The following is a 13,029-nucleotide window of genomic DNA, read 5'->3' on the forward strand; positions in this document are numbered from 1 at the left end:
TGGCGTTTATTAAACGCCAAAACATAAATATTTGATTTCCATATACTCATCCAGTCCGTATCTGGAACCTTCGCGACCTACCCCGGATTCTTTGACTCCGCCAAAAGGAGCTGCAGCATTGGATATCAATCCTACATTAATACCCACCATACCTGCCTCTAATCTTTCTGCAACACGTAAACAGCGATTCAACTGCTGACTGTAAAAATAAGAAGCCAGTCCGAATTCTGTATCGTTAGCCAATGTGATAGCTTCTTCTTCTGTCGTAAATCTGAAAAGAGCACATACCGGTCCAAATGTTTCTTCATGTGCGATCAGTGCATCTGTCGGGACATGAGTCAGCACTGTAGGTTCAAAGAATAATCCGTCTATATGCTTTCCTCCGGCAGCAATTTTAGCTCCCCGTTTTGTTGCATCAGCTACATGTAGCTCTACCTTTTCAAGTCCTTTTGCATTGATTAGCGGACCCACCTGAACCCCTTTGTCCAAACCATTTCCTACTTTTAGTCCCTTTACAGCCTGCGTGAGTTTTTTTGAAAAAGTATCATATACACTGTCCTGAACATAAAATCTGTTGACAGACACACAGGTCTGACCTGAATTTCTGAATTTTGCTGCGATCGCTCCCTGTACAGCAGCGTCTATATCTGCATCATCAAACACTATGAAAGGCGCGTTACCACCTAATTCCATAGACAATTTTTTGATATTCGAAGCGGATTGTTCCATTAGCGTTTTTCCGACTTCGGTAGAGCCTGTGAAAGATAATTTCCGGATACTTTTATGAGTCGCCAGTTCTTTACCTATACCGGCACTATCCTTACCGGTGATAACATTGATAACGCCTTTAGGCAGTCCCGCTTCTTCCGCAAGCTTTGCAATAGCGATTGCTGTAAAAGGAGTTTGAGATGCCGGTTTTAATATGACCGTGCAACCTGCAGCCAGTGCGGGCGCTACTTTACGAGTCACCATTGCTAAAGGGAAATTCCAGGGAGTAATGGCCGCCACAACTCCTATTCCCTGTTTGATAGTCATCAGGTGCATTCCTTTTTTTGAAGAGGGGATGGTTTCTCCGTAAGCACGTTTGGCTTCTTCAGCAAACCACTCGACGAATGAGTTGCCATAATCTACTTCCGTAAGAGACTCCTGTAAAGGTTTTCCGCTTTCCAGTGTCATAATCTCAGCAAGAGCTTTTTTATTTTCGAGGATCAGCTCATACCACTTCCGGATCAGGGCAGAGCGCTCTCCCGAAGGTACATCACGCCAGGATAACCAGGCTTTTTCTGCTGCAACGATTGCTTTCGTACATTCTTTGACCGAAAGATCAGGCAGCGCGTCGATAACCTTTCCGGTTGCAGGATTAATGACATCAAATGTTTTTGTACCGGAAACGAATTTACCGTTGATATATGCTTTGTTAATCAATAATGAGTTTTTCATCTGTATATAATTTGTATTAAGGGCGATGATACAACTGATTTGAGGCAGGTGTATTCATCAGGATTTTATATCTGTTTGAATAGAACAGTGCTATCAGATAAAATGCTGACGTTCCTCAGCAGTCGGAACCCGGCATTGTTCTCTTTTGCCGAACCATTTGTATCTGTTGCGTGCTATAAAGTCATAACAACGATCGCGTAAAGAAGTTGGCAGCGGCTTGAAAATAAAACAAAGAGACCAGGGAAATCCCATATCCTTAGCGATATAAAGCACAGCATTGCTTTTATTCCAGACTTTGTTTTGTCTGATATAGAGGATGGAGTCCAGCTGATGTCCGGTTTGTTGTTGCACTTGCTGACCAAGAGGAGATTGCAGCGATGAAAAATAAAATTTATGCTGCCTGTCGTGCTTCATAATAAAATTCACCGTGCCATTGCAGACATTACAGATGCCATCGAATAAAACGATATTTTTAGTATGTAGCATCAAAATTACTGTTTTATTAACCTTATAAAAGTACGTATAATCACATCTAATAAGGCCATTTTGAAGTCAAAAAGAGAATGTGAAATCCTTATCTCTAATCCTGAAATTGAAAAACATAAACTCTTCTTCTCTCCGAATACATCTTTTTTGGCTAGATTTGAAGTATTGGACTATTAGACAGATTATGCAGATATTACTTGTAGAAGATGATGCCCGGATCAGTGATTTTATTGTCAAAGGACTGGAAGAGAACGGATTTAATGTACAACTGTGTGTATCTGCTGAAGAGGCACGTGAAGTCGTTTTCGAACATAGCTTTGATGTCATTATTATGGATGTAATGCTGCCCGGTATTGATGGTATCCAGCTTACGAAAATGATCCGTTATAAAAAGAATCTGACGCCTATACTGATGCTGAGTGCATTGAATGAAGCCGAAGACAAGATTGCAGCTCTGGATAGTGGTGCCGATGATTTTCTGGTCAAGCCCTTTCATTTCAAAGAACTTATTTCCCGTATCAATGCATTGACACGAAGAACGAAATACCAAAAACAGGAAGTATTGAGTAACAGTCTTGTCATCCAGAATTTAAAGATCGATCGGGATAAATATGCGGTATATCAGGATGGTGAGAAAATTGAGCTTTCTCCAAAAGAGTTCAAATTATTATTATATCTGGCAGAAAATACCGATAAAGTAGTATCACGTACAATGGTCTTAAATGCGGTATGGGGAATCAATTTTGATAATAATACCAATGTGGTAGATGTATATATATCATATCTGCGCAACAAAATAGATGAAAGTAAACATCAATTCATTCTGACTGTAAAAGGTACAGGATATATGTTTCAGGGATAATATGAATTTAAGAAACAGATTAGCATTTATTACTTCACTGATATTCGGTGTGATCTTCTCTGTGGCTGCAATTCTTATTTACTGGACATTTTATAAATCATCGGAACGTTCCGTCTTCAAGGAACTGGAGAAAACCTGCCTTATTACGGGTATCTATTATCTGGAAAAAGATGAACAATCCGGAGAAAAGCATAATGAGTTTAAAATTCAGTTTGAAAACCTGATCCACCGCTCCCGTGTAGCCATTTATGACGCTACAGGTAAAGTCCGGTTCGGAGACCTTATGCATGATCAAAACATATCAGCAGACAGGCTGAATCAATTGAAAAAAAGCAAAAAGATTTCTTTCCAATCCACTAACCATTTCTATTATGGTATGTATTATCCGGACAATCAGGGTGATTTTTATGTCTTTGTGAAAGAACAGAATTCGGAATTTGAAAATCAGATCAACAGACTCCTGGCTATTGTGGTAGTAGTACTGCTGGCAGCCTGGACGAGTATAGTCGTACTGGCTAAGGTGTTGAGCAAGATCGCTTACAGACCGATAAAAAGGGTGGTGGAAGAAGTGCGTAATAAAGAGATAGCTACTATTCATCAGCCGATTTCTTCTATAGATTCGGGAGATGAGCTTCAGGAATTGGTAGACACCTACAATGCGTTGTTGAGTAGAGTTTCCGAGACCTTTGCAATCCAGAAAAATTTTGTCAGTTATGTTTCGCACGAATTCAGAACACCACTGACCGCTATATCCGGTACACTGGAAGTTTTTTCGCAGAAGGAACGAAGTCCGGAGGAATATCAGCGTGCTACGCGTATTGCACTTGAAAATGTAGATGCTTTGGAAGATATTCTCAATAATATGCTGATCCTGACGGAAGCACGGAATTCGACAGATGCTTTTCAGCAATTTCGTCTGGATGAAGTGGTGTGGAACATTGTGAGTCAGTGCCAGGAGGACTATCAGGCACAGATAGATGTAGATCTGCAAGTAAGAAATCCGGATGTACTGAATGTGAAAGGTAATGAAGTGCTGATCCAGCTGTCTATTCTGAATATTGTAGAAAATGCCATTAAATATTCCGGTAATAAACCGGTACTGATCCGGCTGGAGCAGGTGAATGAGCGATTAAACCTTTCTGTTATCGATCAGGGTATAGGTATCTCTGCTCATGATCTGCCTTTGATTACACAGACATTTTACAGAGGTAAGAATATCGGAGCGACGAAAGGTAGCGGTATCGGACTTTCACTGGCTTCTGTGATTTTCAAGCAACACAAAGTTGATTTTTATATCCAATCAAATCCGCAGGGAACAACTGTTGAGCTTTTGTTTCCAGGTACGCTCTAATTAAATTCTAACCCGTTCTAACCAAATTCTAATCTTCCTCAAATCCGGGTGTAATCTGCCACGATTAGTTTTGTTGCAAAATTAAATCGTGTGAAATATTTAGCAGCTATAAGCATATTCATTACCGTTTCTTTTCAGAGTTTTGCGCAGCAGGACAGCGTTGTGGTTCGTTCCAAAGAGCAGATCGAACAACACTTTCTTTCTTCCAATCTGGAACTGCTGGCGGGGAAGTATAAGATTGAACAGTCAAGAGCAGCCATCCTGCAGGCCAAACTGTGGCCCAACCCTACATTTTCTATTTCGGAAGTCAATCTCTGGAAAAATAATCCTGTGGAGACCATGTCTCCGTTAATAGGGAACTGGGGAAGAAATCAACAGGTAGCCTTAGAACTGGAACAACTTATCGAAACGGCGGGGAAACGTAAGAAGAGAGTAAGACTGGAGCAACTGAACCTTAAGAATCAGGAACTGGAATTTGAGGAAACATTGCGTAATCTGAAGTTCGACCTGCGGGAATCAGTAATTGAATTACAGAAGTTGCAGGGTCAGGAATCACTGTACCAATCCCAGTTTGAACTGTTCCGTAATCTGTCTGAGGCTTTTGAGAAACAATGGAAACAGGGCAATGTAAGTGAAATGGAATATGTGCGTATCCATTCGGAAATGTTGTCCTTTGAAAATGAACTGGCGGAAATCAGAGCCAGTAAGATTGACCTGATCAAAAAGATAAAGACCTATTCCAATGTAGAAGGACCGGAGTCTATTGTGCTGGCCAATGCCTTGCAGATCAATACGTACGTTATTCCGGATTTATTGAGATGGAAAGAGACTGCATTGGAGAACAGAGCGGATTTTCGGATGGCTAGCAATCAACTGGACATCAGCAGGCAGCAATTGGTAATAGAAAAAGCAGAGCGAAAGCCTAATGTGCAATTAAGTCTGGGATACGATCGCGGAGGAAATGTGATGCCGGACTTCATCGGTCTTGGTGCGAGCATTGAACTCCCTGTTTTTAACCGTAATCAGGGGAATATCCGTATTGCACAACTGGAAATCGAAAAAAGTACTACGGAGCTTACCCAAAATAAACTCATGATCGTAAATGAAATCGATGCAACGGTACAGCGGTTAGTTCAGTTGCAGCGGATTCTGGAAAAGCTGAGCGGTGCTTTTGATAAGCAACTGGATCTTTCCCTTGAGAAATATACCCGGAATTTTCAGAATCGTAATATTTCCGTAATGGAATTTGTGGATTTCGTGTCCTCTTATCTTGAAAACAAGAAAAACCTTATTGACCGTAAAGAACAATATTTAAAAACTATCGAAGAACTGCAATATGTTATCGGAAAAGATATTTAAGATGAAAAAGATATATTATACTCCCGTATTAATGGCACTGCTGCTGTCTTTTGTTTCCTGTGGACAAGGGACTGATCAAACAAAAGAAGGCGAAGATGACAAACAGGATAAATTTTGTCTGAATGAAGAATTCAAAAAGAAAATAGCACTCGAACCTTTAGCTTACCGGCCTGTAAAGGAACAAATCTCGCTGACGGGAAGTATCAGCTATAATGAGGATGATGTGGTCAAATTTAAGAGTATGCTGGAAGGTGTAGTCGAGAATGTGCAGTTCAACCTTGGACAATTTGTCAAGAGAGGGCAGGTGCTGGCTACTGTACGCAGTACCTCGGTGAACGATATGTCTAATGAAAGGCAAAGTCTGACAAATCAGATTGCACTGGCCAGACAGAAAGTCTCCTCCACGCAGAGTATGTTTCAGGATGGTCTGGCTTCTGCCCGTCAGGTAGAAGAAGTGCGCATGGAACTGGCTACTCTGCAGTCGGCTCTGCAGAGCCTCGATGCCAATATGAATCTGTATAACGCGACTTCTCACAGAGGTGTTTTTGAGATCAAGGCTCCTAAAGACGGCTATATTGTAGAAAAAAACCTTAATCCGGGAGCAAATATTAATAATGAGGATCAGCTCTTTGCACTCAGCAATCTCAGACAGATATGGGTAATGGTCAATATCTACGCAAATAACCTGCAGTATGTCAAAAACGGAGCTACAGTTGCTGTCAAGACATTGGCTTATCCTGATGAAATTTTCACAGGTAAGATTCAGCAGATTTCCAATGTGTTTGATCAGGATGAACGTGTCCTGAAAGCCAGAGTACTTCTGGATAATGCAGATTTGAGACTGAAGCCTGGTATGAGTGCGGATGTGATTATAGATAAATCATCCTTGGTAGGAGAGTCCCTGATCGCTATTCCCAATCATGCGATTATCTTTAACAATAATCAGAAATATGCTGTTGTGTATAATGGTGATTGTGATCTGTTAGTCATGCCGATCAAGGCCGTTGCTGAAAATAATGAATATACTTATGTGCGCGAAGGGTACAAAGAAGGTGACCAGGTAATCACTAAGAACGAATTGATAGTATTTGAAGAGTTGATGAAATAAGATGAAGAAATTTGTTCAACATATAGTAGCCTTTTCATTAAGGCATTCCCTTATTGTTATTTTTGCGACAGTTGTCCTGTTGTGCTCAGGGATATATGCCTATCTCCATACGCCTATTGAAGCCTTTCCGGATGTTACCAATACCAGAGCACGTATTATTACGCAGTGGTCCGGACGGAGTGCGGAAGAAATAGAAAAATTTGTAACACTCCCGATCTCTAAGGAAATGAATACCATTCCCAAGAAGTCGGAGGTACGTTCCATTTCTCTTTTTGGTCTTTCCGTTGTGACCGTACAATTTGATGACGAGGTAGATGATTTCTATGCACAACAGTACGTGGCTAACAGAATGAACGGGGTCGAACTTCCATCGGGTGCAAAGAGTGAAATTGAACCACCCTATGGAGCTACGGGAGAGATATTCCGCTATGTCATAAAAAGTGATCTGCCTATCAAAGAAGTTTCAGCGATTCAGGATTGGACCATAGAACGTGAATTGGTCTCTGTTCCGGGGGTTGCTGATGTCGTGAGCTTTGGTGGAGAAGAAAAGATCTATGAGATAAAGATCAACCCTACTGAACTGGCTAATTATAATTTGTCACCTCTGGATGTATATGAAGCGGTATCCCGATCAAATATCAATGTGGGAGGAGATGTGATACAGCAGGGTAATCAGGCCTATGTCGTCAGGGGTGTCGGCTTACTGGACAAAGTAGATGATATTAAGAATATTCTAATCAAAGTGAATGGGTCTACACCTATTCTGATCAGACATGTGGCAGAAGTATCTATCTCTGCCAAACCAAGATTAGGACAGGTCGGCTATAATAAGGAGGACGATCTCGTGGAAGGAATTGTGGTGATGTTGCGGGGAGAGAATCCTTCAGATGTTATCGTACGGCTGAAAGCCAAGATTGAAGATCTGAATAATCGGATATTGCCAAAGAATGTGCAGATCGTTCCCATTGTAGACCGGACAAAACTGGTTGATAATACCGTACACACGGTTTCCAAAAATCTGGTGGAAGGTATATTGCTGGTATCTTTTATTGTATTTATCTTTTTATACAATTGGAAAACTACTTTTATCGTAGCCTCAGTTATTCCGCTGGCCTTTCTTTTTGCTATCATTATGCTTCGGATACAGGGGCTTCCTGCTAATCTGATCTCCATGGGTTCTCTGGATTTTGGTCTGTTACTGGAGGGAACGCTGGTCATTGTTGAAACCGTATTTGTTGCACTGGAACGGGAGGCTCATCACCTCGGAGCTGCCCGGTTCAACAAGATTTCAAAACTGGGTATTATTAAGAAAAGTGCAGGTTCAGTAGCCAGTTATATCTTCTTTGCTTTATTGATTCTGATCGTAGCTTTATTACCGATCTTTTCTTTCCAGAAAGTGGAAGGCAAGATGTTTTCTCCACTGGCATTTACACTTGGATATGCCTTGCTGGGTTCTCTGATCCTGAGTCTGACCTATGTGCCGGCAATGTGTAAATATCTGCTCAATAAAAATATCAGCGAAAAGGAAAATGCTATTTCCAGGTTTTTCAGGAAATATGTGTTTAACTTTTTCAGGTTCACCTTTAAGCATAAGAAATGGACAATCGGAGTTTTTGTATTTATTTTGATCGGATGTGCCTTTCGTTTTCATTTTTATGGTTCGGAATTCTTGCCCAAACTGAATGAAGGTGCTATTTATGTGCGGGCTACACTGCCGAATAGTGTGAATCTCGATGAATCTGTCAAACTGACGAAGGAAATGAAGGAGATGCTTAGAACAGACTTTGATGAGATAGACTTCATTATGACGCAGACAGGAAGGCCAAATGACGGTACAGATCCTACAGGATTTTTTAATATTGAATTTAATATTGAACTGAAGCCAAAAGAAAAATGGAAGCAAAAGATTTCCAAGGATGAGCTCATCGCCCAGATGCGGCAAAAGCTTCAGCAATATCCCGGAATTACATTTGGATTCAGCCAGCCGATACAGGATAATGTTGAAGAATATGTGGCCGGGGTAAAGAGTCCGTTGGTTATTAAGATTTTTGGTGATGATCTCTATGAGCTGGAAAAGAAAGCCTTTGAAGTCGCTAATGCTATCAAATCGGTACATGGTATTACAGATATTAATGTATTTAAAAATATCGGATTGCCGGAATTGAGGATACAGCTTCACGATTCTAAAATGGCTAAATATGGAGTGTCTACCAATGATGTGCAATCTGTTATCGAAATGACTATAGGCGGGCAGTCTGCAACGACTTTCTATGAGAACGAACGTATGTTTGATGTAATGGTACGTTTTCAAAAGGATTACCGGGATAATCCCGAAAAGATCGGTAATATCCTGATCCCTACTATGAATGACCAGAAAGTTCCGCTTCGGGAGATTGCAACGATTGACTATCATACCGGTCCTGCATTTATTTACCGGGAAGGAAATTCCAGATATATAGGGGTCGGCTTTAATATTGAAGGCCGTGACCTGGGAAGCACTATTCAGGAGGCTAAGACGAAAGTAAAGCAGGATGTAAAACTTCCGAAAGAGAATAAAATGGTCTGGGCCGGGGAGTTTGAAAGTAAAGAACGTGCATCAAAACAGTTGATGATGGTAGTTCCGGTTTCGTTGGTGCTGATCCTGATCCTGTTGTATGCCAATTTTGGAAATGTCAAAGATACAGTGATATCTGCTATTACGTTGCCATTTGCCTTTATCGGCGGATTCCTGTCACTCTGGATAACCGGGACTATCTTTGGTATTTCTGCCGGAATCGGGTTTATCATTCTCTTCGGAGTGGCCACTATTGATGGTATTGTACTAATAGGTGTGATGAAGGAAAATCTGAAACATAAAATGAAGCTGAAAGATGCGATCTATGAAGGTGTTAAAAGCCGGATCCGTCCGGTGGTTATGATCGCATTGATGGGATCAATGGGATTGCTGCCTGCTGCACTTTCCAGCGGCATGGGTTCTGAGATTCAGAAGCCTTTGGCTATTATGATTGTCGGGGGATTGATTATTTGTCTGATTCTGTCTTTCGCTGTCCTACCTGTAGTTTTTTATCAGGCCTATAAAAAGGAATACGCATAAAAAAACAGGGGGCTCATCATTGATGAGCCCCCTGTTTTTTTATTGATCTTACAAGTTTTTCATGATTGTATGTCCCATACGGTCACGTTTTGTTTTCAGATACTCTTCGTTGTATTGATTTGCCTGAATCTCGATAGGCACATTCTCAATAATTTCCAGACCATATCCTACCAGTCCGGCACGTTTTGTGGGATTGTTAGACATCAGACGCATTTTAGTCACTCCAAGATTACGGAGAATTTGTGCACCTACACCATAGTCTCTTAAGTCGGGTTTGAAACCGAGCTGAAGATTGGCATCTACTGTATCTACACCACCTTCCTGCAGTTTATAAGCATGCAGTTTATTGATAAGGCCGATTCCTCTGCCTTCCTGATTCATGTATACAATGACACCTTTGCCCTCTTGCTGGATCATTTCCATTGCTTTGTGAAGCTGCGGCCCGCAGTCACAACGACATGATCCGAAGATGTCTCCTGTCATACATGAACTGTGTACACGGACTAAAATCGGCTCATCTTCTTTCCATTCTCCTTTGTAAAGGGCTAAATGCTGTGCGCCTGTATCTTTTTGTGTATAGGCTTTTAATTGAAAATCACCATATTCCGTAGGCATATTCACTGTTACCTCTTCATTAATCAATGAATCATGTTTCAAACGATATTCGATCAGGTCTTCAATGCTGATGATCTTAAGGTCAAAACGTTTCGCTACTTCAATCAACTCCGGCAGACGTGCCATTTCTCCGTCTTCTTTCAATATTTCGACCAATACACCGGCAGGTTCAAATCCGGCAAGACGAGCCAGATCTACAGTTGCCTCCGTGTGGCCTGTACGGCGAAGTACACCACCATCTTTTGCAATGAGCGGGAAGATATGCCCCGGACGTCCCAGTTCTTCAGGACGGATATTCGGATCGATTAGAGCTTTGATCGTCTTTGAACGATCTGAAGCAGAAATACCAGTTGTACAACCGTACCCCTGTAAGTCTACGGACACGGTAAAATTAGTCTCGTACACAGCTGTGTTCTGTCCAACCATAAGGTCAAGGCCCAGTTCATCACAACGTTCTTTTGTTAAAGGAGCACATACTAATCCACGGCCATGTGTAGCCATAAAATTGATGATTTCCGGAGTCGCGTTTCGGGCTGCGGTAACAAAATCGCCTTCATTTTCACGATCTTCATCATCTACTACAATAATTACTTTACCGGCTTGTATATCGGCAATTGCTTCTTCAATCGAATTAAGCTTTATTTCCATTTTAATTTAAGAAAATATGTTTTTACAAAGTTAGAGTTGTTTATACAAGTATTTATAATGAACCTGTCATAATTATATTGAAGTGCCCTGCTGGGGAATGTTTTTATGTTTAGTAAACCTGGTTCTGATCCATTTCCAGATCGATTGTGCTTTGAGTTTATATTGCTCAACATCGAATAGGGAGGAGTCTGTAGTAGATTTATAGGTCAGAAATATTGCCAGTGGAGTCAGTACTATTATAGCCATCCACATACCTGTCATCGGTGCTAAGCTCGCATCTTTTGCTGCTTTTTCGGACACCGTAGATATGATGTGATAGATCAGAAAGAAAATAATCGCCATTACTACCGGAAGTCCTAATCCTCCTTTACGGATGATAGCACCAAGCGGTGCCCCGATACCAAAAAGGAGTAAACAGGAGACTGCCAATGTGAATTTGCGATGGAATTCTAAACGGTACCGGATATCTTTATCTCTGAATGCCTTATATTCCAGTGTTTTATTGCCCAATGTCTCCGTAATATAACGGGATTGTGTCATGGCTGATCCGACGATCTGTCTGCGTTCTGTGGCAGGAACCACATCTTCAAGCAGATTCTTGAACGGTTTTACTTTGGCCGGAACAATTTTCATACCCGGAGAACGGAAATAGTTGGAATAATAATTATAATAATTTCGAATATCATGTTCAGCCATACGACCTACGCTATCCATCTGTCGATGATTAGAGTCTGTGTACATCTTGAGCTGACGAAGATTCAACATGGCGTGATGAGATTTAAACAGATTTTCGTCTGTACGTTTCATCTGAAAATCACCCATATCAAATTTCTGTTCGGTCTCCTTAAACTGGAAACGTACAAATTGTTTTCTGGGATCATAGGACTTGCTGTCTTTCCCTTTTGACTCTTCGTAACGGATACCGTCTTTTAACTTCAGAACCATGTAGCTGTTGTCCGGAGAATTTTGAACAAAGCCTTCTTTGGCTAAGAGTACATTGTTAGATGAGCTGCCGGATGTATGATCGTAGATCATCAGTTCATTTAATACGGTACCATCCTTGCTTTTACTCTTTGCGCGAATAGCATATCCGGGAATGGTATTGTTAAATATTCCGGGTTTGATCAGAAAATCTGCTTTCTTATTCCGCACATCATATAGCAGAGAACCCATCTTCAGGTTTACGACAGGTAATATGTAATCAGAGAACAAAAAAGAACCTGCACTGAATAGGGCGACGAGAATAAACAGGGGAGTCATGGCCTTGCGAAGAGATACTCCGGCAGCTTTGATAGCTACCAGTTCATAGCTTTCACCCAGATTACCAAATGTCATAATCGAAGATAATAACATGGATAGAGGGAGAGCCATCTGCATTTGTACAGCACATTGATAGCCGATAAGCTGCAGAATAACGTACCATTCAAATCCTTTTCCAATCAAATCATCTATATACTTGAAAAGGAAAAGCATCAATAGCACAAACATCACGATACAAAATGTGACGATAAACGGCTTTATGAAAGATTGAAGAATTAATAAGTGAATTTTTTTCATTCGTCAGCTCCCTGTACAACCTATCACTATTAATTTAGAGTAAGTTGTAGCATAATATATTATTATGCTACAAAGATAAAGATTTTTTATGCTCCAATAACACTTTGGAGATATTCTATCTGATTGTCCCAGATTTTTTTTCGATCCTCCAGATTATCCTCTTTCGCAAAATCAACGATGGATAAAGCGACATCATTTGTCAGTTCATCCTGATTGATCTCCATTTCGAAAAAATAGGGCTCATCGTCCAACCATTTGAACTTTACACTTTTGTTTTCTTTGGAGGCAATGAGTTTGGCCTTGTGGCTTTCATTATCCCATATAAATTCATAGGTGTTGTCACGGTAATGAACTTCGTCAGCAAACCACTGCGCCAAGGCATTTGCCTCTTCCAAAAACGGGAAAAGAATGCGTGGCGACGAGTTGATGATATATTCGCGTTGAAATTTTACTTTTTCTTCCATACGATATTTTGCACTTGTTTAGTTGTTTTACTTTTGCCTCTCTAC

The 13,029-nt window shown here is 40.9% G+C and carries 10 protein-coding genes; 5 read left to right on the forward strand and 5 right to left on the reverse strand.

Annotated elements, in window-relative coordinates; all coding sequences use genetic code 11:
* Positions 1 to 9: 9 nt before the first annotated feature.
* Both HMPREF0766_RS00850 and HMPREF0766_RS00855 read right to left on the reverse strand, forming a co-directional pair.
* Positions 10 to 1,440, reverse strand: coding sequence for an NAD-dependent succinate-semialdehyde dehydrogenase (locus tag HMPREF0766_RS00850; protein ID WP_002992904.1), 1,431 nt, complete (start codon positions 1,438 to 1,440; stop codon positions 10 to 12).
* Between the two features lie 93 nt (positions 1,441 to 1,533).
* Positions 1,534 to 1,926, reverse strand: coding sequence for a thiol-disulfide oxidoreductase DCC family protein (locus HMPREF0766_RS00855; protein WP_002992905.1), 393 nt, complete (start codon positions 1,924 to 1,926; stop codon positions 1,534 to 1,536).
* A gap of 184 nt (positions 1,927 to 2,110) precedes the next feature.
* Between HMPREF0766_RS00855 and HMPREF0766_RS00860 the strand changes: the two genes are divergently transcribed.
* The 5 genes from HMPREF0766_RS00860 to HMPREF0766_RS00880 all read left to right on the forward strand — a co-directional run bounded on the left by HMPREF0766_RS00860 (position 2,111) and on the right by HMPREF0766_RS00880 (position 9,700).
* The gene (locus HMPREF0766_RS00860; RefSeq protein WP_002992907.1) at positions 2,111 to 2,788 is read left to right on the forward strand and encodes a response regulator transcription factor; all 678 of its coding nucleotides are present in this window, start codon (positions 2,111 to 2,113) and stop codon (positions 2,786 to 2,788) included.
* 1 nt (position 2,789) lies between these two features.
* Positions 2,790 to 4,139 carry a sensor histidine kinase gene (locus HMPREF0766_RS00865; protein ID WP_002992909.1) on the forward strand — a complete coding sequence of 450 codons (1,350 nt, stop codon included), beginning with the start codon at positions 2,790 to 2,792 and terminating at the stop codon, positions 4,137 to 4,139.
* A 90-nt stretch (positions 4,140 to 4,229) separates the two neighbouring features.
* The gene (locus tag HMPREF0766_RS00870; RefSeq protein WP_002992910.1) at positions 4,230 to 5,498 is read left to right on the forward strand and encodes a TolC family protein; all 1,269 of its coding nucleotides are present in this window, start codon (positions 4,230 to 4,232) and stop codon (positions 5,496 to 5,498) included.
* Between the two features lies 1 nt (position 5,499).
* Entirely contained in the window at positions 5,500 to 6,606 is a 1,107-nt protein-coding gene (locus HMPREF0766_RS00875; RefSeq protein WP_236590571.1) for an efflux RND transporter periplasmic adaptor subunit, read from the forward strand.
* 1 nt (position 6,607) lies between these two features.
* A complete protein-coding gene (locus HMPREF0766_RS00880; RefSeq protein WP_002992912.1) occupies positions 6,608 to 9,700 on the forward strand; it encodes an efflux RND transporter permease subunit in 3,093 nt (1,030 codons plus the stop codon).
* Between the two features lie 48 nt (positions 9,701 to 9,748).
* Here the strand turns inward: HMPREF0766_RS00880 and HMPREF0766_RS00885 are convergent, their stop codons facing one another.
* The 3 genes from HMPREF0766_RS00885 to HMPREF0766_RS00895 all read right to left on the reverse strand — a co-directional run bounded on the left by HMPREF0766_RS00885 (position 9,749) and on the right by HMPREF0766_RS00895 (position 12,984).
* A complete protein-coding gene (locus HMPREF0766_RS00885; RefSeq protein ID WP_002992913.1) occupies positions 9,749 to 10,963 on the reverse strand; it encodes a bifunctional 3,4-dihydroxy-2-butanone-4-phosphate synthase/GTP cyclohydrolase II in 1,215 nt (404 codons plus the stop codon).
* Between the two features lie 72 nt (positions 10,964 to 11,035).
* Positions 11,036 to 12,520 (reverse strand): LptF/LptG family permease, encoded by a 1,485-nt coding sequence (locus HMPREF0766_RS00890; protein WP_002992914.1) that lies wholly within the window; start codon positions 12,518 to 12,520, stop codon positions 11,036 to 11,038.
* Positions 12,521 to 12,606: 86 nt separating this feature from the next.
* Positions 12,607 to 12,984, reverse strand: coding sequence for an START-like domain-containing protein (locus HMPREF0766_RS00895; RefSeq protein WP_002992915.1), 378 nt, complete (start codon positions 12,982 to 12,984; stop codon positions 12,607 to 12,609).
* Between the last annotated feature and the right edge of the window lie 45 nt (positions 12,985 to 13,029).

The organism is Sphingobacterium spiritivorum ATCC 33861 (assembly GCF_000143765.1).
GTDB lineage: Bacteria > Bacteroidota > Bacteroidia > Sphingobacteriales > Sphingobacteriaceae > Sphingobacterium > Sphingobacterium spiritivorum.